This is a genomic window from Streptomyces sp. NBC_00984 (assembly GCF_045162475.1).
Lineage (GTDB): Bacteria > Actinomycetota > Actinomycetes > Streptomycetales > Streptomycetaceae > Streptomyces.
This window is the reverse complement of the sequence record NZ_CP108734.1, coordinates 5032227-5054517: the sequence shown is the minus strand read 5'-3', so window position 1 is coordinate 5054517 and position 22291 is coordinate 5032227. Positions and strand designations below refer to the sequence as shown.

The following is a 22291-nucleotide window of genomic DNA, read 5'->3' as shown; positions in this document are numbered from 1 at the left end:
GGGCGGCCTCGGCGACGGCTCAACCACCCGGACGTCACGGCGACTTCACGCCCGGGGCGGCATCCGTCACGGTCCCGGACGGCAGCTGCCCGCACGTCGGGGCGGCCGGTTGCCCGCCGGGACCGGAACGGATTCCCCAGCACCGCGCCCCCGCGTCACTCCCCGTCGCGCAGCCGGTTCGCCAAGGAGGCCAGCGGCTCGGCCTCCTCGGTGTGGCCCAGGGCGGTCAGGCGGGAGACCGCCGCGTCGAGCCGGTTGAGGGCGGGGGCGGGACGTTCCAGGTAGATGCCCTCCACGGCACCGGCGAGACGGACGCACTCGGCCCACTCACCGGCGTGCTCCTCCTCCGGTCCCGGCTCGCCTAGCAGGGCGAGGGCCTTCTCCAGGGCGGCCAGGGCGGCATCGGACTCACCGGCGTAGGCATTGACCCGCCCGTGTTCGTAGGCCAGGGCGGTGTCCAGGGAACGACCGCGGGCCTGGTACTCGGCGGCGCGGGCCTCGTCGGCGATCCGTCCGGCGGTGGCGAGGTGGGCAAGGGCGTCGGCCAGGCCGTCGGAGCCCTGCTGCTGGGCCTGGAGGCGGGCGAGTTCGCGCAGGCAGTTGCTGAGCTGCTCGTAGCGCGGGGCCCGCGCATGGGCGGCGAGTGCCTGGTCCACGACCTCGCGGGCCCGGTCGAACTCGCCGGACTCGCCGAGGAGTACGGCCGTCTCCGCGGCGATCATGGCGTGGCTCCCCGGGTCGTCGTCCCAGCCGGCCGACTCGGCCGCGAGGGCGACGAACTCCGCCGCGGCGGCCTTCAGGTCCTCCCCCTCGTGCAGCGCGCGGGCGCGGGTCAGGCGCAGCTGAGCGACGAGCCGGTCGTCCAGCTCTCCGGCGGCGACGTCCGGTTCGGCCAGGAGGGAGTCGAGCAGGGCGATGCAGTCCTCGACGCGGCCCAGGTCGAGGCAGAGCTGGGCCGCGTTGCTGTAGGTGCAGAACGCGTCCGTCCGGCTGCCGCCGCGCAGGTCGAGCTCCGCCGAGCGCGTCAGGTGCCGCAGCGCCTCGTCGGGGCGGCCGAGGTGCATGCAGGCCTCGGCCAGATCACCGTGGAGGCGGGCGGCGTCGACCACGCCGGCCGGCCAGTCGGCGGCCAGTCGCAGGCACTCGGTCAGGTCCGCGTGCGCGGCCTGCGCGTCCTGGAGTCCGATCTGGATCCGGCCGCGCAGTCCGAGCGTACGGGGCAGGTGCCAGGCGGGGCCGTGCTCCTTCAGCCGGCCGAGGAGGCCGTCGATCCCGGTGACCGCGGCGGGCAGGTCGCCGGAGAGGGCGTACGTGCCGGCCCGCAGCAGCAGGGCGCCGGAGATCTGCCCGACGAGGTCGTGCCGGGTGGCGAACGCGTGCAGCAGGTCCACCTCGGCGAAGACCGGCGCGACGTGCTTCTCGCTCCCCGACGTCTGCAGGCGCATGCCGAGCGCGGTCGCCCGCAGCCGCAGCAGGCGGGCCTCCTGGTACGGGGCGAGGCCGGACGTCTCCTCGTGCAGGCGGACCACGGACGCGTGGGCGGCGGTCAGCGCGGCGGCCTTCGCCTCGGCCGCGTCGGCACCCTCGCCCTCCGCGGGGATCTCGGCGGCGGCGAACAGGGCGCAGGCGCGGGCTATCGCCGCGTCACCCGGCACTCCGGCGTCGTCGTACAGACCCGCGGCCTCCTCGTGGAGAGCGGCGGCATCAGCGAACTCGTCCTTCTCGCCCGCCCGGGTCGCCTCGTCGGTCAGCAGATCCGCGCGCAGCTGCACGAGCGGGCCCACGGCCGGGTCGTCGGGGTGGGTGTAGTCGCGGGCGGCGACGAGCGTGCGCAGCTGCGCCCAGCAGGCCTGTGCGCCCGGGTGCCCCTGCTCGTCCAACTCCCGTGCATGGCGGATGAGTTCGGGAAGCGATTCCGGGACGGCGACGGGCGCGGCAACCGGGGCGGCCGGGGTCACGTCGTCGAGGCCGCGGGTGCGCAGGGTCAGTTCCAGCGCGTCCAGGAGCGGGGCACGGTCGAGGCGTGCCCTGCGGCGGTCGGTGTGGGCCGTGGTTCCGTTGCGGGCGTCGAAGCGGGCGGCGAGGTCGTCGGCGCGACCGCGCACCTCGGCGCGCAGTCCGGCCACCGTCCAGGTGCGGCCCGCGTATCCGGCGGCGGGCAGTTCGCCGTGGCCGAGGTGGTCGACGCGCTGGAGGAGGACCTCCACGCCGGTGAGGAAGTCGAACAGGTCCAGCGGCGAGTCCACCTCGTCGAACAGGCTCCGGTTCTCGGCGAGCAGTTCCAGGCCGCGTGCCTCGTTGCCGGTCAGCGCGCAGAACTCCAGGTGCCGGCCGACCTCCCGGGACATCGAGGGGTTGCGGCGGCAGCCGCGGTAGCCGGCGAGGTGCAGCTCGCGGGCCCGGTCGATGCGGCCGGTGCGCAGCAGGGGCAGCAGCGCGTGCGAGACGGAGCGGGCCGGCTCCTCCTGGCAGGACTCCTTCCCGGCCAGGACGGGCTCCCAGGCGCCCAGCGCCCGCTCGTCGTCGCGCGCCGCGAGGTGGTGCAGGGCGAGCTCGCCGATCTCGCAGGCCTCGCAGTCGCTCAGCCGGGTCCGGGGGCGGCCCGCCCACAGCTCGTAGGCAAGGGTGGTGTCCTCGCCGACGTGGACGGCGAGCTGGAACGCCTGTCCGTAGTAGGGCTGGAGGCCCAGGCCGGCCTTCTCGTACCGGTCGCGCATCTCCGTCAGCCACTGGCGCAGGCTGGCCAGCGGTATCTCGGGCAGCTCGCACAGGGCGCCGGCCACCCACTTGAACCGCCAGAACAGCGTGTGGCGCCGGCGCTCGTCGAAGGCATCGGGCTGCTCGTCGAACAGGGTGAGCAGGCGGGCGAAGACGACGGGCGACTTCCGGGGTTCGGAGCCGTAGGTGTACGCCTCGTGGAGTTCGAAGAGCGCGTCGACGAGCGGGGCGGGCTCCGCGAACTGCTCGGCGGCGTCGACGAGTTCCTCGGCGGTGACGGTGCGGGGGCGGCCGTAGGGACGCCGGTCGTTCTCCTGGAGCGCCTGGTACAGCTCGTCGGTGGTCTGGGGTGCGGTCGGCATCGTCAGCTGTCCTTGCGGAGGGCGTGGGCGAGAAGGTCGAGAAAGGAGCGGTTGATGAGGCTCGACTCGGAGGGCCTGAGCGGGCGCCGGGACAGCATCGCGGCCTGCCCGTAGAGGGCTTCGGCGCTGGTACGGGCCAGCTCGGGCTCGTCGATGGCGACGGCGGCGCGGACCAGCGGGTTGAGCTGGTTGAGGATCAGCTGCGCGCGCGGGGCCTCCTGGCGCAGAGCGCCGAGGATGTCGCCCCACAGGCCGCCCTCCTGCTCACGGGCGAGCTGGGAGCGGGTGCGCTCGTGCCGGGCCTCACGGCTGTCGACGAGGAGGGCGGGAGCGGAGGCGGGCTGGAAGGTTCGCAGCGCGACGTCGCAGTCGAAGACGGCGAGGGCATCACGGGCCAGGGCGAGGTAGGCCATGGCGGCCAGTTCCGTCTCCCGGTCGACGGGGTCGAGATGGGCGGTGAGGGTCGCCGGGTCGAGGTCGGCGACGCTGACCTCGGGCCTGATCTCGGGGAGCCGGTGGACCAGTTCACGGTCGTATGTGTAGCCGCCGTTGACGACGCCGAGCCCGGCGGCCGAGGCTATCGCCGCGACCTGCCGGAACTCCTCCACGCTCGACGTCACGAGCACGGTGCGGTGGGTGCGCGCGAACTCGTCGAGGGTGGCGTGCCCGTCGGTGGTCTCGAACGGCAGCCAGGGCAGCAGCATCCGCAGGATCTCGTCGTCGTGCACCGCCAGCGACTTCACGGCCAGGTGATGGGCCTGGAGGAAGCGGGCGAGCAGGTCCGGATCGCTGGCGGCGGCTCGGGCGATCCACGCGCGCAGCCGCTCGGCGAGGGCCTCGCGAACGGCGGCGAGCGTGTCGTCCTCGTACAAGGACTCGCGGGACGCCGTCGGGCGCAGGCTCTCGGCGTCGACGACGCAGCGGACGAAGAACGCCCACTCGGGCAGGATCTCCTCGGCCTGCTCGGACAGCAGCATGCCCTTGACGTGCACGCGATGGCCGTGCCGGCGCCCGGTCGGCACCGCCTCGGGCAGCACGCACGCGATGCCCTTCAGGCCCACGGCCGGCAGGTCCAGCTCGATGGTGTCCAGCGGCGTGAACCCGAAGACCTCCTCGCCGTACGCGGCCAGCGCACGGGAACGGGCTCCCGGGGTGGGGTGCGTACGTGCCCAGGGTGCGGGCTCGGGGTTGACGGATGCGCCCGGACCACCCGTGCCGTCGTCGAAGGTCACCGGGTGGCGCAGCAGGGAGCCGAAGTGCCGGGCCAGCGCGTGCACCCGCGCCGGCCGGGTCCACTCGCCCGTGTCGGCGCGCGGCGTCAGCGTGACGGTGGTACCGGGCCGGGGGCGGGCGGATGCGGGCAGGGTGCGGACGGCGTAACTGCCGTCGCCGCGCCCCCGCCACTCCACGGCGGGTGCGTCGGGGGTGCGGGCGGAGCGGCTCAGGACATGGATCTCGTCCGCGACCAGGAAGCAGGAGAGCAGGCCGATGCCGAACTGACCGATGAAGTCGCCGCGTTGCTCGGCGATCCGTTCGGCGCGCTTGCTGCTGCGGCCGATCGTGGCGAGGAAGGTGTGCACGTCGGCCTCGGTGAGACCGACGCCGTCGTCCTCGACGCGTACCACCGCACCGTCGGCGTACAGGCGGATACCGAAGGCGTCGGCGGGGGCGTCCGGTTCGAGGCCGTGCCGGGCGGTCAGCGCGTCCACCGCGTTCTGCAGGAGTTCGCGCAGGTAGACGCGGGGGCTGGAGTAGAGGTGGTGGGAGAGGAGATCGACGAGGCCGCGCAGATCCACCTGGAAGGTGCGATCGGCGCCGGCCGGGGTCGCTGCGGCGTCGGGCAGAGTCATCGGCAGTCCGGAGTGGGAGGGGCGACGGGTGGCTGGAGGGACCGGGACCGGCGTGGCTCAGACGCGGCGGTGCCGGCGGGCGAACTGCTTCTCGGGCTCCGCGAAATAGGCCCAGGGCCAGCTGGTGTAGGCGCCGTCGAGCGCCTGGAAGACGCGCCGGACCGTGTGGCGCTCGTCGGCCAGCGACAGGGCCATGGCGAACATGTTGAAGTCGTGCTGCCAGCCCGGTCGCCGCGCGTAGGCGGGGTGGAGGATGCTGTGGTCGGCCGCGTTGCGCAACTCGGCCTGGATCTCGGGGGTTCTGAGGCAGTTCGCACGGTCCGACTCGACCCACTCCTCGATGTGCGCCATGGCGATCACGCAGCCGATCCGGTGCCCCTGCGGGGCACGGACGAACGCGTCGCGGGCGAACGCCAGGGACTGCCCCGGCTCGCCGCCCCAACGGGGCTGCAACTGCGACAGCCATTCGATGTGGGTATCCAGGTCCAGCGGTTCGCGGCGCAGGGCGGCGTCGAGCCGGGTCTCGTTGACAGTGGGGCCCAGCGACATGCCACGGCCGGAGGCGAGGAGGTGGCGCCACGGCGTGACCCATTCCGGCCGCAGCTCGGCGGCCTCCAACAGCTGCTCCTCGGCGATCCGGAGCCGCTCGTGGAAGACCCGCCACTGCTCCTGCGTGACGTTCGCGGCACGCTCGGCGGTGCGCGCCTCCCAGCCCCAGCTGACGTGGCGCGTTCCGGATATCAGCAGGGCCGTCGCCCGGTGCTCCTCGTCCTCCTCGGCGGCGCGGCCGATCCAGTCCTGCACACCGTCCAAGCCGGCCAGTTCACCGAGGACTTGGTGGTCGCGACCGAGGTCGAAGGGGACCAGCGCCGCCTTGACCGCCTCCCAGTCGCCCGCGTCGGCCGCCTCCACCAGCGCGAGCACCCGCGCGTCCCCGAGCGCGCGCAGCGTGTACATCCCGTTCTTCCGCCTGCGCGGGACGGGAAGGGCGTGCGGATCCGCCGCCGGTCTCTCCTCGCCCCTGCCGAACAGCTTGCCGAACATGCCGCGCCCTCCCCTGGTCCCGGGTGATCGTCGGGTGCAGCATAAGCGGGCCCACCGACATCACTTCCACAGGGTATTCACGGGTGCTTCACGATTCCGGCCACCCGAATTCCCGCCCACGCCCGAGTTGCCGCGAGCCCTGGCGACTCGGTCCCGTGGACGAGTGGACCGCGGACGAGCGGACCGAGAACGAGTGGACCGCGGACGACACCACAGCCCTGTGAATGAAAACGTCGACCGCCGATCGATTCCGGACCTGCGCATGGCGATGCGCGGATCACGCGTCACGCGTGTCCGATTGCCCCGGAGCCCAAGGTCACCACAACAAAGAACCCCAGGTCACGGCGAGTGAGTCCTGGGGTTCCTTGGAGCCGCCTTCGGGATTCGAACCCGAGACCTACGCATTACGAGTGCGTTGCTCTGGCCAACTGAGCTAAGGCGGCACGCCCTGTCGCACTATGGTGCGATCAGCAGCGTCGCCAAGTCTACACAGTTTCCGGGGGTGCTCCGCACCAGCCTCGTTTCGGGCCGTTTCCGCAGGTCAGCGGCGAGGCGGGGTGGTCAGGAGCACATCTTGCCCTTGGCCGGCGGGGTGCCTTCCAGGAGGTAGGTGTTGATCGCCGTGTCGATGCAGTCGCTGCCGCGGCCGTACGCCGTGTGGCCGTCGCCCCGGTAGGTGAGGAGGGTGCCGGAGGAGAGCTGACCGGCCAGGGACCGGGCCCACTTGTACGGGGTGGCCGGGTCGCGAGTCGTGCCGACCACGACGGTCGGGGCTGCGCCCTTCGCCTCGATGCGGTGGGGGGTACCGGTGGCCGGGACCGGCCAGTAGGCACAGTTCAGGGCGGACCAGGCGAAGGCCCTGCCGAAGACCGGGGACGCCTTCTCGAAGGCGGGAACGGCCCGGGTGACGGCCTTGGCGTCGGCGAAGGCGGGCGGCTGGTCCAGACAGTTCACGGCGGCGTTGGCGAACATGAGGTTGGCGTACGTGCCGTTCGGCCTGCGTTCGTAGTAGCTGTCCGACAGGGAGAGCAGGCCGGAACCGTCGCCCTTCTGGGCGGCGGCGAGGGCCTCGCGGAGCTGCGGCCAGGCCGACTCGTCGTACATGGCGGCGATGACCCCCGTGGTGCCCAGGGATTCGGTGAGCCTGCGGGAGTCACCGGTGGCGATCGGCCGGGCGTCGAGGTCGGTGAAGAGCCGCTTCAGCCGGGTGGCGGCATCGGCGGTCGAGGTGGTGCCGAGCGGGCAGTCCTTCTTCTTCACGCAGTCGGCGGCGAAGGCCTGGAACGCGGTCTCGAAGCCCGCGGTCTGCTCGCGGTTCAGGTCGACGGCGTCGAGCGACGGGTCCATCGCGCCGTCGAGGACCAGCCGGCCGACCCGGGCGGGGAAGAGTCCGGCGTACGTCGCACCGAGGTAGGTGCCGTACGACGCCCCGACGTAGTGCAGCTTCTCGTCGCCGAGCAGGGATCGCAGGATGTCCATGTCGCGGGCGGTCTCGACGGTGGAGACATGGGGCAGGATCTCGCCGGAGCGCTTCTCGCAGCCGCCCGCGAACTGCTTGAACGCGCCGCTCAGCTCGGTGACCTCGCCGGCGTCGTCCGGGGTCTGGTCGACCTGGGTGTAGGTGTCCATCTGCGGACCGGTCAGGCATTCGACGGGCTCGCTGCGGGCCACTCCGCGCGGGTCGACGGCGACCATGTCGTAGCGGGCCCGGACCTGGGCCGGGTAGCCGAGGGCCGCGTAGCCCTGGAGGTACTCGATGGCCGACCCGCCGGGGCCGCCCGGGTTCACCAGGAGGGAGCCGATCCGCTTTCCGGGGCCGGTGGCCTTCTTGCGGGAGACGGCCAGTTCGATCTCGCCGCTGTCCGGTTTCTTGTAGTCCAGTGGTGCCTTCATCGTTGTGCACTGGAACCCCTCGACGCCGCAGTCCCGCCACTTCAGTTGCTGCGCGTAGTACGACGTGAGCTCTGCGGGGACGGACGGCGCCGGCGAAGCGGATGATGCGGACGGCGAGCTGCTCGTCGAACTGCCGCTGGTGCAGCCGGAGATGAGAAGGCCGGCCGTGCCGAGCGCGGTGGCGAGAATGCGGAGCGAGCGCCTGGTGTCCATCCCCGGAGCGTAGTGGCCGGGTGACGGTTCGCCCGATTCGCTCCTCGTACGGGTGAATGAGCGATCATGAATGAGCGATCGTGAACGGGCCGGGAGCGGATAAGCGGGTGCGGATGGCCGGCCGGGAACGGGTGGTGTCAGCCCGCTCGCAGCGCCATCGTCATCGCCTCCACCGCGAGCAGCGGCGCGACATTGCGGTCCAGCGCCCGGCGGCAGGCGGTCACCGCCTCTATCCGGCGCAGGGTGCGCTCGGGCGTGGAGGAGCGGGCGATGCGGTCGAGTGCGTCCTGGACGTCCCCGTTGGCGATGGCGATCCGCGAGCCCAGCTGGATGGCCAGCACGTCACGGTAGAAGCCGGTCAGGTCGGTGAGCGCGAGATCGAGGCTGTCGCGCTGCGTACGCGTCTTGCGGCGCTTCTGCCTGTCCTCCAGCTCCTTCATCACCCCTGCGGTGCCGCGCGGCAGCCGTCCCCCGGCGACGGCGCCGAGCGCGGCCTTCATCTCTTCCGTCTCCTTGACGTCGACCTCCTCGGAGACCTGCTTGGCGTCATCGGTGGCGGTGTCGATCAACTCCTGGGCAGCCTTGAGGCAGCCCCCGATGTCCTCGACCCGCAACGGGAGTTTGAGCACGGCGGCGCGGCGCGATCGGGCCCGCTCGTCGGTCGCGAGGCGGCGGGCCCTGCCGATGTGGCCCTGAGTGGCTCGGGCGGCGGACGCGGCCCGCTCCGGGTCGATGCCGTCCCGCCTGATCAGGACGTCGGCGACCGCGTCGACCGGGGGCGTGCGCAGCGTGAGGTGGCGGCATCGGGAGCGGATGGTGGGCAGCACGTCTTCGAGGGAGGGCGCGCAGAGCAGCCACACCGTCCGGGGCGCGGGCTCCTCGACCGCCTTCAGCAGTACGTTCCCCGCGCCCTCGGTGAGCCGGTCGGCGTCCTCCAGGACGATGACCTGCCAGCGGCCGACGGCCGGGGAGAGCTGGGCGCGGCGGACCAGCTCGCGGGTCTCCTTCACACCGATGGAGAGCAGATCGGTCCGGACCACTTCCACGTCGGCGTGTGTGCCGATGAGGCTGGTGTGGCAGCCGTCGCAGAAGCCGCAGCCGGGTGCGCCGCCCAGGGCGCGGTCGGGGCTGGTGCACTGGAGGGCGGCGGCGAAGGCACGGGCGGCGGTGGAGCGGCCGGAGCCCGGCGGTCCCGTGAACAGCCAGGCATGGGTCATCTTCGACCCCGGCGGCACCGACTCCCCCGCGGAGTGGGCGGTGACCAGCGCATCGGCGTCCCGGGCGGCGGCGCCGAGCTGCTCCTGCACCCGGTCCTGGCCGACCAGGTCGTCCCATACGGTCATGGGTCACCGCCCTTCCGGTGGTGTGCGCGCTGCGCGGCCGTCGTGCGGTGCCGCCACGCAGCTCTGATGTCGCTGCTTGTCGATCCGGCTTCCCCGATCCGACACCCATTGTGGGGGACGGGTCTGACAATCCCGGCAACAAGGCGGTCCGGCGGCTGCCGGGCGGGCGGTCCCGGCCCGGCAGCCGTCACGGATCAGCGACGCGGACGACGTCCTCGGCCCGAGCGGCCCGAGTCCCCGTCGTCGTGCTGGTCGCGGTGATCGCCCAGCAGCTCGTCCGCCAGCGTCGGCAGATCGTCCAGCGGGGTCTCCTCGGCCCAGTCGGGACGAGGACGGCGGGCGGGGCGCTCCTGGCCTTCCCGGTGGTCCCGGACCGGCCGCGAGGCACCCGCGTGCGGATCGTCGATCTGCGGAAGCTCACGGGTGCGCTCGTTCTCGCTCTCCGGCACGGAGCCCGACGGGCGCTCGTCGCGGAAGATGCCCCGCGGAATCCGGTCCGCCGGATTCGTCTCACGCACGTCCCGGACACCCCGGACGTCCCGCACCGGCGGAAGGACCGCCGTCTCGTCCGCCGCACCGGGCCGTTCCGGCCGGTCCTGGATCTTGGGGATCATCGCCGTCTCGGCCTCGTCGGAGGACGTGGGCGAACTGTCCGGCGCGGGCACCTGCTGCGTCACGTCGTTCGGGTCGACGATCGGCGTCGGCACCGTGATCTCGTTCTCCGGTACGGACGCGGCGGCGGCGGCCTCCGCACGGGCCTTCTCCGCCGCGGCGGCGGCCTCGGCCTCCGCCCGCCTGCGGGCCTCCTCGGCCCGCAACAGCGCCTCTTCGGCCTTGCGCTGCTTCTCCAGCCGCAGGGCCTCGGCCTCCCTGCGCAGCCGCGCCTCCTCCTCGGCCTGCCTGCGCAGCCTGGCCTGCTCGGCCTCACGGGCCGCTTCCTCGGCCTCGCGCCGGACCCGCTCCTCCTCGGCCACCCGGCGGGCTTCCTCGGCCCGCCGACGGGCCTCCTCCGCCTGGCGTTCGGCCTCGCGCCGGCGTGCTTCCTCCAGCTCGCGGGCCTTGCGCTCCTCCTCCTCGGCACGGAGCTTGGCGAGCTGTTCCTGCCGCTCGCGCTCCAGCCGCTCCTCCTCGGCCTTGCGGGCCGCCTCTTCCTCGGCCTTGCGCCTGGCCTCCTCCTCGGCGGCCTTGCGCGCCTCCTCCTGGGCCTTGATCTCGGCCTCGGAGAGCGGAAGGAGCTGGTCGAGCCGGTGACGTACGACCGTGGTGATCGACTCCGGGTCCTGGCCCGCGTCCACGACCAGGTAGCGGGTCGGGTCGGCCGCGGCCAGCGTCAGGAAGCCGGACCGCACCCGGGCGTGGAACTCCGGCGGCTCGGACTCCAGCCGGTCGGGGGCCTCGGTGAACCGTTCCCGCGCGGTCTCCGGATCGACGTCCAGCAGCACCGTCAGATGCGGTACGAGCCCGCTCGTCGCCCAGCGCGAGATCCGGGCGATCTCGGTCGGGGAGAGGTCGCGGCCCGCGCCCTGGTAGGCGACGGACGAGTCGATGTAGCGGTCGGAGATGACGATCGCACCGCGCTCCAGCGCCGGGCGGACGACCGAGTCGACGTGCTCGGCGCGGTCGGCGGCGTACAGCAGCGCCTCGGCCCGGTTGGACAGGCCGGCCGACGAGACGTCGAGCAGGATCGAGCGCAGCCGCTTGCCGACCGGCGTCGCGCCCGGCTCGCGGGTGACGACGACCTCGTGGCCCTTGGCACGGATCCACTCGGCGAGCGCCTCGACCTGGGTGGACTTGCCCGCACCGTCGCCACCCTCCAGGGCGATGAAGAAACCGGTCGCGGCGGGGGCGACGGCCGGGTCGCCACCGCGCAGCGCCTCACGCAGATCGCGGCGCAGCGGCACTCCGGAGCGGTCGTCCGTCTTGGCGAGGACGATCACGGCGACCGGCAGCAGCAGGGCGCCGATCAGCATCAGGGCGAAGGCCGCTCCACCGTGCTCGAAGACGAAGTCGCCCGAGACCAGCCGGTGGGCGCCGATCGCGGCGGCCAGCAGCGGGCCCGCGAGCGCGCCGAGCGCGATGAGGACCCGTACGACGGCCTGGAGGTGCTCGGTGGTCCTGGCCCGGCGGAACTCCTCGGTCTCCTGGTCGACCAGGAGATGACCGGTGTGGGCGGCGACGCCCGCGGCGTATCCGGCGAGCACCGCGATCATCAGCACGGTCGCCGTGTCCGGCACGAGACCCATGGCGAGCAGCGCGATGCCGGTGACGGCGGTGGCCAGGGCGAGCAGTCGGCGCCGCGACAGGGTGGGCAGCACCTTCTCCGCGGTCCGGATGCCGACGCCCGTGCCACCGGTCAGGGCGAGGATCAGCAGCGCGAAGGTGGCGGGTCCGCCGCCCAGGTCGGCGGCGTGCAGCACCGAGGCCGCGGCGGCTGCGGCGATGGCCCCGGCGACCGCGGCCGAGGCGCCGACGATCAGCGGGACGGCCCCGGTGCGGCCCCGGTCGGGTCCGCTGTCGGTCGACGGCCGCCGCAGGCCCTCCAGCGGCGAGCGCGGGCGGGGGGTCTGCGTACCGGGCAGTTCCAGGAAGTACAGGGTGGAGATCGACGCCGAGAAGAGTCCGGCCGCGACGTACGAGCCGAGGGCCGCCTGGTGGATCGAGAACCACTCCAGGCCCGAGCCCAGCAGGTTGCCGACGAGGGTGGCGATCAGCAGGACGACCGCCGCGGCCGGGATCGCGGCGAAGTCGGTACGGATGGAGAGCCGGCGCAGTGCGTCGAGGTGGTCGGGCAGCGGGCGTACCGCGGCGCCCTCGGGGGGCGGGGCCGGCAGCAGCGCGGGGGCGGCGCCGTCCTTGGCGACCGTCCACAGGCGTTCGGCCGCGCCGACGACGAAGACGGTGATGAGGATCATCATGAGTGCCTTGTCGGGCATCCAGTCGATCCACAGCGGTGCGACGACCAGCAGCGCGAGCCGCAGCCCGTCCGTCCCGATCATCAGCCACCGCCGGTCCAGCGGTCCGCCGGGCGCGGTGAGCGTCGTCAGCGGCCCGAGGAGTACGGCTCCGAAGAGCAGGGTGGCAAGGATCCGGGCACCGAACACCGCGGCGACGGCAAAGGCCGCCCCTCGGTACCCGGCTCCGAATGAGCCCTCGAGGACCGCCGCTTGCAGCGACATCAGCACCAGCACGAGAAGGGCGAGTGCATCGCCGGTACTGCCGACGAGCTGCGCGCTCCACAACCGCTTCAGCGGGGGAACACGCAACAGGGCTCGTACGGCGCGCTCGCGTGAGTCTGCGGCAAGTGTGTCGGAGGTGGGGCTCACGACCGTTGGCTGCTCGGCTCGCGTCATCCGCCCAGCCTATCCGGAGCGATGGGGTCCCCGGAGGCCCCGTCCGAACATACGGGCGCCGGAGCCGTTCCGGCCCTTCCGGCCCCACCCGGCGTCCCCGGCATTTCCAGCCCCTCCGGTGGAACAGCCGGCCCCTCCGGCGCTTGAGGAGCGGGGTCCGGGGCGGAGCCCCGGTCACGGGAGGGGCGGGTGGGGGAACAGGCCCGCCGCAGGGCCCACCACCACACCGGTCCACCTCCCCAGCACGCCCCGGCCCTCCCCCGCATACCCCGGCCCGCCGGGCCACGCAAACGCCGGAGGGGGCTGGAACACCCAGCCCCCTCCGGCGTGCTCGACGCGTACCGCTCAGTCCTCCACGGACGCCGCAGCCGTCTTCTTCGCCGCAGCGGTCTTCTTGGCGGTCGTCTTCTTCGCGGCCGTCGTCTTCTTCGCCGCGGTCTTCTTCGCCGCGGTCGTCTTGGCGGTCGCCGCCGCCGTCGTCTTCTTGGCAGCGGTCTTCTTCGTGGTCGCCGCGCTCTTCTTGGCCGGGGCCTTCTTCGCCGTCTTCTTCTTGGCGGGCCCCTTGGCGCGCTTCTCGGCGAGCAGCTCGTAGCCGCGCTCCGGCGTGATGTCCTCCACGCTGTCGCCGGTGCGCAGCGTCGCGTTCGTCTCGCCGTCGGTGACGTACGCGCCGAAGCGGCCGTCCTTGACCACGACCGGAGCCCCGCTCACCGGGTCCGTGCCCAGCTCCTTCAGCGGCGGCTTGGCGGCCGCCCGGCCGCGCTGCTTGGGCTGGGCGTAGATCGCGAGGGCCTCTTCGAGCGTGATGTCGAACAGCTGGTCCTCGGAGGTGAGCGAACGCGAGTCCGTGCCCTTCTTCAGGTACGGGCCGTAGCGGCCGTTCTGCGCGGTGATCTCGACACCCTCGGCGTCCTCACCGACGACGCGCGGCAGCGACATCAGCTTGAGCGCGTCGGCCAGCGTCACCGTGTCCAGGGCCATGGACTTGAAGAGCGAGGCGGTCCGCGGCTTCACCGCGTTCTTGCCGGTCTTCGGGGTGCCCTCGGGCAGCACCTCGGTGACGTACGGGCCGTAGCGCCCGTCCTTGGCGATGATCTGGTGGCCGGTGATCGGGTCCGCGCCGAGTTCGAAGTCGCCGCTCGGCTTGGCGAGCAGCTCCTCCGCGTATTCCACGGACAGCTCGTCGGGCGCCAGGTCCTCCGGAACGTCCGCGCGCTGGTGGCCCTCGGCGTCCTTCTCACCGCGCTCGATGTACGGGCCGTAGCGGCCGACCCGGAGCTTGATGTCGTTGCCGACGGGGAAGGAGGAGATCTCCCGCGCGTCGATCGCACCGAGGTCGGTGACGAGCTCCTTCAGACCGCCGAGGTGGTCGCCGTCGCCGTTGCCCGCGTCGGAGGCCGCCCCCGCGCCGGTCGTGTCGCCGGCGCCCGCACCGAAGTAGAAGCGCTTGAGCCACGGCACGGACTGGGCCTCACCGCGCGCGATGCGGTCGAGGTCGTCCTCCATCTTCGCGGTGAAGTCGTAGTCGACGAGCCGGCCGAAGTGCTTCTCCAGCAGGTTGACCACGGCGAAGGAGAGGAATGACGGGACGAGCGCCGTGCCCTTCTTGAAGACGTAGCCGCGGTCCAGGATCGTGCCGATGATCGACGCGTACGTCGACGGGCGGCCGATCTCGCGCTCTTCGAGCTCCTTGACCAGCGAGGCCTCGGTGTAGCGGGCCGGCGGCTTGGTGGCGTGGCCGTCGACCGAGATCTCCTCGGCGGACAGCGCGTCGCCCTCGGCGACCTGCGGGAGGCGCCGCTCGCGGTCGTCGAGCTCGGCGTTCGGGTCGTCGGCGCCCTCGACGTACGCCTTCATGAAGCCGTGGAAGGTGATCGTCTTGCCGGACGCGGAGAACTCGGCGTCCCGGCCGTCGCTCGCCCGGCCACCGATCTTGACGGTGACGGAGTTGCCGACCGCATCCTTCATCTGGGAGGCGACGGTCCGCTTCCAGATCAGCTCGTAGAGCCGGAACTGGTCGCCGCTCAGGCCGGTCTCGGCAGGGGTGCGGAAGCGGTCGCCGGAGGGGCGGATCGCCTCGTGCGCCTCCTGCGCGTTCTTGACCTTCCCGGCGTACGTGCGCGGCTTGTCCGGCAGGTAGGCGGCGCCGTAGAGCTGGGTGACCTGCGCACGGGCCGCGGCGACCGCGGTGTCCGAGAGGGTCGTGGAGTCGGTACGCATATAGGTGATGAAGCCGTTCTCGTACAGCTTCTGCGCGACCTGCATGGTGGCCTTGGCCCCGAAGCCCAGCTTCCGGCTCGCCTCCTGCTGGAGGGTCGTCGTACGGAACGGGGCGTACGGGGAGCGGCGGTACGGCTTCGACTCGACGGACCGCACGGCGAACGTGGCGTCGGCGAGCGCGGCGGCCAGGGCGCGGGCGTTCGTCTCGTCCAGGTGCAGCACCTGGCCGGAGCCGGACTTCAGCTGCCCGTCCGGACCGAAGTCGCGGCCCTGGGCGATGCGGCGGCCGTCGACCGCGCTCAGCCGGGCGGCGAGGGTCGACGGGTCGGAGGCGTCACCGGGACGGCCGGTGGCGAAGGTGCCGGTGAGGTCCCAGTACTCGGCGGAGCGGAAGGCGATGCGCTCGCGCTCCCGCTCGACGACGAGACGGGTCGCCACGGACTGGACACGGCCGGCCGACAGGCGCGGCATGACCTTCTTCCACAGGACCGGCGAGACCTCGTAGCCGTAGAGGCGGTCGAGGATGCGGCGGGTCTCCTGGGCGTCGACCATGCGCTGGTTGAGCTCGCGCGGGTTGGCGACGGCGGCCCGGATCGCGTCCTTGGTGATCTCGTGGAACACCATCCGGTGTACCGGGACCTTGGGCTTCAGGACTTCCTGCAGGTGCCACGCGATGGCTTCGCCCTCGCGGTCCTCATCGGTGGCGAGGAAGAGTTCGTCGGACTCGGCCAGCAGCTGCTTGAGCTTCCTGACCTGCGCCTTCTTGTCCGCGTTGACGACATAGACGGGCTGGAAGTCATGCTCGACGTCGACGCCGAGCCGACGGACCTCGCCGGTGTACTCGTCCGGAACCTCTGCGGCGCCGTTCGGCAGGTCGCGGATGTGCCCGACGCTCGCCTCGACGACGTATCCGGGGCCGAGGTAGCCCTTGATCGTCTTCGCCTTGGCAGGCGACTCGACGATGACGAGTCGGCGGCCGCCCTGTGCGGTCTCGCTGGTCGGGGACAACTTCGCTCTTCTCTCCGGTCGACGCTCGGTGGGCATCCGGGCAGCGCATGACGCTGCCGACGGTGCTGTCGCTGCGGAGTGTGACGGTACAACCCGCCCCCGTGTCAAACGGCAAAAGCCCGCAACGGCCACTCGAACGGTAACCCGACTTCCGCCATTCCTGCCGCCCGGACCGTCCGGTCCGCCCTGTGCGCGGTCGCTGCCTGCGGGTTTCCGGGTGCTGTTGCGGCACTGCGGGCGTCGCCGTCGGGGCGCGTACGGTCCGGGCGTGTTCCCCGCCACTGCCCGCCGTGCCCTGCGGGTTCCGGCCGGGGCCGGTGAGGAGGTGAGGAGTGGACCGGACCGGTGGGTAGTGGATCAGATACGGGTGAAGCACCACACACCGAGGACGAGAAAAAGTACGCCGAACACAGTGGCGAGAGTGGCGGAGGCGACGGGGCTCACACCGTGCGCCACCGGCGCGCGGTGCAACACACGCGCCCCCGTCCACAGCAGCAGCGCGGCTCCGAACAGCGCGAAGGCCGCTCCGGCGAAGACCGCAGGTCCGCTCTCCATGCCCGTACGCCTCCCTGTCGCCGCCCGGCCGGGGCGTGCGCCCTCTCCGGTCAGGAGGAGGCTGCCACCCCAGGGCGTCGACGATGCGAACCCCGGGTGAATGGCCGGAATCACCCGCTTCCGCCCCGCGGACGCAGGAGCGCCATCCGGAATCCTCGCCCGAGCACCATCCGGAATCCGCGGACGCCGCGACGCACCGGCGGCGGCGGGCCCGAAGCCGCTGATGGCGAGGCCCTTCCTCACCTACGGCGGTGAGCGCCCGAACGGGAACGGAGCCCGGGAGGCCCGGCCCCGTCACCGGACCTGCCGGGGCGAGGCGAGGCGGGCGGGGCGCGACGCGGCGGACGGCGGCGTGGCGCAGTGGGCGGGGGCGGGACGCAGTGGGCGGGGCGGCGCGATCAGCCCACCGGAGGAACCGGATCCAGGAAGCCCTCCTCGACCAGCAGCCGGATCGCCTGCGGGGTCCGGTCACGCAGCAGCACCGGGTCCTCGTTCATCAACTGGGCGATCGCGTCGAGGATCCGGCCTGCGGGCAGCGTCCCGTCGCACACGCCCGCGAAGCCGGCGCCGACGGCGTCGACCTTCGTCGCGCGCCGCATGCCCCGGTTCTGACGGAGCACCACGTGCTCCGGGTCCTCCGCGCCCGGCAGGCCGACCTGCTCCTGCACGACCTCGGCGGCCAGGGTGAAATGCCCGGCCAGAAGCGCCGCGTCGTCCTGCTCGCGGAGGTAGTCCTGACGGGCGAAGTGGGCTTCGACGGCCGGTCCGAGCGGCTGCTCCACCGCGTGCGGCCACTCCTCGATGACGACGGACGGATTGCCGGCGGCGGCTGCGGCGTACTTGCGCAGGGTGATCCAGCCGAAGCCGACGCCCTTGGTCTTGCGGGCCTCGAACTCGTCCAGCCAGGCGTCGTACCGCGCGGCGTACTCGGCGGGGTCCGTACGGTGGTCGCCGCTGTCACGCAGCCACAGCTCCGCGTACTGCGTGACGTCCTGGACCTCGCGCTGCACGATCCAGGCGTCGCAGCCGTGCGGGACCCAGGAACTCAGCCGGTTCTGCCACTCCTCGCCCTCGACGTGCTGCCAGTTGGCGAGGAAGTGGGCGTATCCGCCCTCGTTCAGCCGGTCGCCCGTCTGCTGCACCAGGGTCCGGCACAGGTCGTCGCCGCCCATGCCGCCGTCGCGGTAGGTGAGGCGGGCACCGGGCGAAATGACGAACGGGGGGTTGGAGACGATCAGGTCGTACGTCTCGGCGCCGACCGGTTCGTACAGCGAGCCCTGGTGCAGCTCGGCCGGGGCCGCGCCGGACAGCGCGAGCGTCAGCCGGGTGAAGTCCAGCGCGCGCGGGTTGAGGTCGGTGGCCGTGACCCGGGTGGCGTGCTGCGAGGCGTGCAGCGCCTGGATGCCGGAGCCCGTACCGATGTCGAGCGCGGAGGCGACAGGCGTACGGACGGTGATCCCGGCGAGCGTGGTGGACGCCCCGCCGACGCCCAGGACCACGCCCTCCTCGCGCGAACCGATGCCGCCCGCGCCACCGACCGCACAGCCCAGGTCGGAGACGATGTACCAGTCCTGCCCCTCGGGCCCGCTGTACGGCCGTACGTCGACCGTGGCCCGCACCTCGTCGCCGACGTGGGTCACCCAGCCGTCCTCGACGCACTCGGCCAGCGGGAGCGCGGCACGGGCCCGCTCGTACGGAACGGGGTGCTGGAGCAGGAAGAGCCGCACCAGCGTGTCGAGCGGGGAGTCGCCCCGGGTGGCGCGCAGCGCCGGGACCGTCTCGCTGCGGGCGAGCGCGGCGTAGGCGGGCGCGCCAAGCAGGTCGAGGAGCCCGTCGGCGGTGAAGGCGGCGGCAAGCAGGGCTTCGCGGAGCCGGGGCGAACGGTCGGGCACGGGGAGACTGGTCGTACTCACCCACCCATTGTGGCCGCTCCCACTGACAACGGCAGCGGCCCGGCGCCCATCGGGGCGCCGGGCCGTCCGCGCAACCCGTCATCGGCGCGGCAGATCATCGGCGCGACCGGTCATCGGCACAGCAGGCCACCGGTGCGGCAGGTCATCGGCGCGACCGGCCGCGCGTCACGACGACCGCTGCTGCCGCCCGGTCACGACTTCTTGCTGGGCGAGGCGGACGGCGACGTGGCCCCGGACGGCGCCGTGCCGGCCTTCGGCGGCGCCGAGGCCGTCGGCTTCTGGCAGCCCTTCTGCTTCGCCATCGCGGTGCCGACCTCGCCGGACTGAAGCTTCTTCAACGCCTCGTCACCACTGGTGCTGATCTTGTTCAGCTCGTCCGCGATGCCCTTGAGCCCATCGGCGAACTTCGCCTGGTCCTTCGTCTCCAGGGCGTCGACCTTCTTCTGCAGGTTCGCGTACGCCGCGGAGGACGCGTCGAGCTCCTTCACGGCCTCCTTCTGCGTGGTCTCGCCGCCGTCGACCGGCGGCGGCCCGGCGGAGTCGACTGCCGCGCCCAGTGCCTTGTACGCCTGCGAGATCTGCTGGAAGGCGGCCGAGTCGGTCTTCTGGACGTCGGCGGGCTTGCTGTTGTCCGCGGTCTGCTGCTGGATGGCGGCGTTGGCGTTCGCGATCTTCTGGAGCTGGGGCTGGACCTGGTCGCAGACCTTCTTGGCCCAGTCGTTCACCTTGTCGCTGTTGTCGTCGCTGCTGCAGCCCGACAGCGTAAGTACCAGTACCGCGCCGCCGGACAGCGTGGCCGCAAGCTTCTTGTTCACCGGATCGGTCCCTTCCAAGGCTCTCGGCCCCGGAACTTACACGGCGGGCGCCCTCCGTCCGGGTGCCGGGCGTCCGATGAGTGGCCTTTTGCAGCCATTTGCACCAAGGGAAATGAGGGAGATACAACTCACCCACACAGCCCTCGAAGCGCAGGAACACATGTACGAACAAGCACGTGAACGGCTTACAGATCAGGCATACAGATCAGGTGTACAGATCGGGCGCACGGATCAGTGGCAGGCCGACGGCGGACCGGCATGCCGGCCGAGATGCGACCGGGCGGACGGAGCATCAGACTTCCCCGTCCGCCCGGTCATTGAGCCGGGGTCGGTCATGTGTCACCGATCCACCCCGGCCGCGGTCTCACGAAACGGCTGCCTGGCCCGGCGACTTGGCCGGCCTGTCCCCTCCTGCGTCCCCGTCACCGGGATCTTCTCCGTCACCCACGGCGATCCCACGCCGCTTGGAGACATAGACCGCGCCGACGATGACTGCGACGGCGAGCACCGCCACCACCGCGCGCACGCCGGCGCTCGCGTCCTGCCCGTAGCTGAACTGCACCACCGCCGGGGCGATGAGCAGGGCGACCAGGTTCATCACCTTGAGCAGGGGGTTGATCGCCGGCCCTGCCGTGTCCTTGAACGGGTCGCCGACCGTGTCGCCGATGACGGTCGCGGCATGGGCCTCGCTGCCCTTGCCGCCGTAGTGACCGTCCTCGACGAGCTTCTTGGCGTTGTCCCACGCACCACCGGAGTTGGCGAGGAAGACCGCCATCAGGGTGCCGGTTCCGATGGCGCCCGCGAGATAGGAACCGAGTGCTCCGACACCGAGCGTGAAGCCGACGGCGATGGGCGCCAGGACGGCCAGCAGACCGGGCGTGGCGAGCTCGCGCAGGGCGTCCTTGGTGCAGATGTCGACGACGCGCCCGTACTCCGGCTTCTCGCTGTAGTCCATGATCCCGGGGTGCTCGCGGAACTGCCGCCGCACCTCGTAGACCACGGCCCCGGCCGACCGCGACACCGCGTTGATCGCAAGACCGGAGAAGAGGAAGACGACCGCGGCGCCGAGGATCAGGCCCACCAGGTTGTTGGGCTGTGAGATGTCCAGACTGAGCGTCATCTCCCCGGCCCTGGCCCCCACGCCGTCGACCGCCGTGGCGATCGCGTCGCGGTACGAACCGAAGAGCGCCGACGCCGCCAGGACGGCGGTGGCGATGGCGATGCCCTTGGTGATGGCCTTGGTGGTGTTGCCGACGGCGTCCAGGTCGGTGAGGACCTGTGCACCGGCGCCCGTGACGTCACCGGACATCTCGGCGATGCCCTGCGCGTTGTCCGAGACCGGGCCGAAGGTGTCCATGGCGACGATGACACCGACGGTGGTGAGCAGCCCGGTCCCCGCCAGGGCCACCGCGAAGAGCGCCAGCATGATCGACGTACCGCCGAGCAGGAACGCCCCGTAGACGCCCAGGCCGATCAGCAGCGCCGTGTAGACGGCGGACTCCAGACCGATGGAGATACCGGCGAGTACGACGGTGGCCGGACCGGTCAGCGAGGACTTGACGATGTCCTTGACCGGGCGCCGGCTGGTCTCGGTGAAGTACCCGGTCAGCTGCTGGATCAGAGCGGCCAGCACGATGCCGATGGCGACGGCGACCAGGGCGAAGATCCGCGGGTCGCCGCCGTGCGAGGTGATGGCGCTGTCGGTGACACCGCCCAGATCGGCGTACGAGGACGGCAGGTAGACGAAGACGCCCACGGCCACCAGCACCAGCGAGATGACCGCGGAGATGAAGAATCCGCGGTTGATGGCGGTCATTCCGCTGCGGTCGGCGCGCCGCGGGGCGACCGCGAAGATCCCGATCATCGCGGTGACCACGCCGATCGCCGGAACGATCAGCGGGAAGGCCAGTCCGGAGTCACCGAAGGCGGCCTTGCCGAGGATGAGCGCGGCGACGAGCGTCACGGCGTACGACTCGAAGAGGTCGGCCGCCATTCCGGCGCAGTCACCGACGTTGTCGCCCACGTTGTCGGCGATGGTGGCCGCATTGCGCGGATCGTCCTCCGGAATGCCCTGTTCGACCTTGCCGACGAGGTCGGCGCCGACGTCCGCCGCCTTGGTGAAGATGCCACCGCCGACCCTCATGAACATGGCGATCAGTGCGGCACCGAGGCCAAAGCCCTCCAGCACCTTCGGGGCATCGGCGGCATAGACGAGCACGACACAGGACGCGCCGAGCAGGCCGAGGCCCACGGTGATCATGCCGACCACGCCGCCGGTACGAAATGCGATCTTCATCGCCTTGTGCGAAACGGCGGTGAGATCCTTTTCCGGCTCGCCTTCCGCGGGAGTCGCCTCACGCGCAGCAGCGGCCACACGGACATTACTGCGTACCGCAAGCCGCATCCCGATGTATCCGGTGGCCGCCGAGAAAAGCGCACCCACCAGGAAGAACAACGAACGGCCCGCGCGCTGCGACCAGTTGTCGGCCGGTAGCAGCAGAAGCAGGAAGAAGACCACGACGGCGAAGATGCCGACGGTGCGCAACTGCCGGGCCAGATAGGCATTCGCGCCTTCCTGGACGGCGGCCGCGATCTCCTTCATGCGGTCGGTGCCCTCGCCGGCCGCCAGCACCTGGCGCACCAGCAGTCTGGCGACGACCAGGGCGGCGACTGCGACGACCGCGACGACGATCACGATGACGCGATTGTCATCGGTGAGAACCGCGGCCGCCAGAGAAGTGGATCGGCCGGAAGGTGCGGAAAATGCGGAATCTTGCGCCGGTCCTGCCAGTGGGGTGTTGAAGAACTCCGCCATACGTCCTCCTTGACGCTCAGCGCTCAAGACGTGGACGGATTGTAGGGAGCGGGAGCTGATCAAAACAGTGCGCGGTAAATGTAATTGACCTTAACCGGCCGATCGGTAAATGATCGCACCCCCGGACAGACCTGAATGCAGTAATGGGGCAGGCACATTTTCCGTAGATCATTGATCACGCATAAATGATCA

11 protein-coding genes and 1 tRNA gene are annotated in these 22291 nt (G+C 71.8%); all 12 read right to left on the bottom strand.

Annotated features, from left to right (window positions below; translation table 11 throughout):
• Positions 1-155: 155 nt before the first annotated feature.
• The 12 genes from OG520_RS22545 to OG520_RS22490 all read right to left on the bottom strand — a co-directional run bounded on the left by OG520_RS22545 (position 156) and on the right by OG520_RS22490 (position 22099).
• Positions 156-3080 carry a hypothetical protein gene (locus OG520_RS22545; RefSeq protein WP_406014382.1) on the bottom strand — a complete coding sequence of 975 codons (2925 nt, stop codon included), beginning with the start codon at positions 3078-3080 and terminating at the stop codon, positions 156-158.
• A 2-nt stretch (positions 3081-3082) separates the two neighbouring features.
• Complete coding sequence (locus OG520_RS22540; protein ID WP_406014381.1) at positions 3083-4930, bottom strand: HSP90 family protein; 1848 nt, start codon at positions 4928-4930, stop codon at positions 3083-3085.
• Between the two features lie 57 nt (positions 4931-4987).
• Positions 4988-5974 carry a hypothetical protein gene (locus OG520_RS22535; RefSeq protein ID WP_406014380.1) on the bottom strand — a complete coding sequence of 329 codons (987 nt, stop codon included), beginning with the start codon at positions 5972-5974 and terminating at the stop codon, positions 4988-4990.
• 366 nt (positions 5975-6340) lie between these two features.
• Positions 6341-6417: transfer RNA gene (locus OG520_RS22530), tRNA-Thr, on the bottom strand.
• A 118-nt stretch (positions 6418-6535) separates the two neighbouring features.
• Positions 6536-8080, bottom strand: coding sequence for an alpha/beta hydrolase (locus OG520_RS22525; RefSeq protein ID WP_406014379.1), 1545 nt, complete (start codon positions 8078-8080; stop codon positions 6536-6538).
• Positions 8081-8217: 137 nt separating this feature from the next.
• Complete coding sequence (locus OG520_RS22520; RefSeq protein ID WP_399329387.1) at positions 8218-9423, bottom strand: DNA polymerase III subunit delta'; 1206 nt, start codon at positions 9421-9423, stop codon at positions 8218-8220.
• 194 nt (positions 9424-9617) lie between these two features.
• Positions 9618-12773 (bottom strand): dTMP kinase, encoded by a 3156-nt coding sequence (gene tmk / locus OG520_RS22515; protein ID WP_406014378.1) that lies wholly within the window; start codon positions 12771-12773, stop codon positions 9618-9620.
• Between the two features lie 345 nt (positions 12774-13118).
• Positions 13119-16001: a type I DNA topoisomerase gene (gene topA / locus OG520_RS22510; protein ID WP_406014377.1), complete on the bottom strand. Its 2883-nt coding sequence runs from the start codon at positions 15999-16001 to the stop codon at positions 13119-13121.
• A 357-nt stretch (positions 16002-16358) separates the two neighbouring features.
• On the bottom strand, positions 16359-16556 hold the full coding sequence (locus OG520_RS22505) for a hypothetical protein (RefSeq protein ID WP_385326062.1): 198 nt from the start codon (positions 16554-16556) through the stop codon (positions 16359-16361).
• A gap of 398 nt (positions 16557-16954) precedes the next feature.
• Positions 16955-18469, bottom strand: coding sequence for a methyltransferase (locus OG520_RS22500; RefSeq protein ID WP_406014376.1), 1515 nt, complete (start codon positions 18467-18469; stop codon positions 16955-16957).
• Between the two features lie 191 nt (positions 18470-18660).
• Positions 18661-19284 carry a small secreted protein gene (locus OG520_RS22495; protein ID WP_406014375.1) on the bottom strand — a complete coding sequence of 208 codons (624 nt, stop codon included), beginning with the start codon at positions 19282-19284 and terminating at the stop codon, positions 18661-18663.
• 364 nt (positions 19285-19648) lie between these two features.
• Positions 19649-22099, bottom strand: a complete 2451-nt coding sequence (locus OG520_RS22490) for a sodium-translocating pyrophosphatase (protein WP_406014374.1) — start codon at positions 22097-22099, stop codon at positions 19649-19651.
• Between the last annotated feature and the right edge of the window lie 192 nt (positions 22100-22291).

What these genes read in the sequence shown, in the direction of transcription:
- OG520_RS22545 (WP_406014382.1), bottom strand. Translation starts at nt 3,080, where the DNA reads ATGCCGACCGCACCCCAGACCACCGACGAGCTGTACCAGGCGCTCCAG.
- OG520_RS22540 (WP_406014381.1), bottom strand. Translation starts at nt 4,930, where the DNA reads ATGACTCTGCCCGACGCCGCAGCGACCCCGGCCGGCGCCGATCGCACC.
- OG520_RS22535 (WP_406014380.1), bottom strand. Translation starts at nt 5,974, where the DNA reads ATGTTCGGCAAGCTGTTCGGCAGGGGCGAGGAGAGACCGGCGGCGGAT.
- OG520_RS22525 (WP_406014379.1), bottom strand. Translation starts at nt 8,080, where the DNA reads ATGGACACCAGGCGCTCGCTCCGCATTCTCGCCACCGCGCTCGGCACG.
- OG520_RS22520 (WP_399329387.1), bottom strand. Translation starts at nt 9,423, where the DNA reads ATGACCGTATGGGACGACCTGGTCGGCCAGGACCGGGTGCAGGAGCAG.
- tmk (WP_406014378.1), bottom strand. Translation starts at nt 12,773, where the DNA reads ATGACGCGAGCCGAGCAGCCAACGGTCGTGAGCCCCACCTCCGACACA.
- OG520_RS22505 (WP_385326062.1), bottom strand. Translation starts at nt 16,556, where the DNA reads ATGGAGAGCGGACCTGCGGTCTTCGCCGGAGCGGCCTTCGCGCTGTTC.
- OG520_RS22490 (WP_406014374.1), bottom strand. Translation starts at nt 22,099, where the DNA reads ATGGCGGAGTTCTTCAACACCCCACTGGCAGGACCGGCGCAAGATTCC.